Origin of the sequence: Mesorhizobium sp. M7D.F.Ca.US.004.03.1.1, from assembly GCF_003998635.1 — a bacterium.
In the GTDB taxonomy this organism is placed as follows: Bacteria; Pseudomonadota; Alphaproteobacteria; order Rhizobiales; family Rhizobiaceae; genus Mesorhizobium; species Mesorhizobium loti.
On record NZ_RZQG01001801.1, the window covers coordinates 1 to 449 of the forward strand.

Genomic DNA, 449 nt, shown 5'->3' on the forward strand with positions numbered 1-449 from the left:
AGGTAGTCTATCGCCACCGACAAGTAATGATTGGGCGGCAGCAGTCCGGCACTGCGCGTGACGATGCCGTGCCGGTCGTGATCGGTGTCGCATGCGAAAGCGATGTCGAATTGATCCTTCAGGCTGATAAGGCCTTGCATGGCATAAGCTGAAGACGGGTCCATGCGGATCTGGCCATCCCAATCAACCGTCATGAAACGAAAAGTGGGATCGACCTGGCGATTGACGATGGTCAAGTCGAGCTTGTAGCGGTCGGCTATGGCGGGCCAGTAGTGGACTCCCGCGCCGCCGAGCGGGTCGACGCCCATGCGAACACGTGCTCCGCGAATGGCGTCCATGTCGATCACGTTGCCGAGATCGTTCACGTAAGAGTTCAGGAAATCGTGGGTATGCGTTGTCGGCGCATGGAGGGCTTTCTCGAACGGCATCCGCCGCACGCCTTTCAGGCC

At 59.2% G+C, this 449-nt stretch carries 1 pseudogene; it reads right to left on the reverse strand.

Annotated features, from left to right (window positions below):
* Window positions 1–449, reverse strand: a pseudogene (locus EN935_RS40110) (alpha-D-glucose phosphate-specific phosphoglucomutase); the annotation flags it as partial.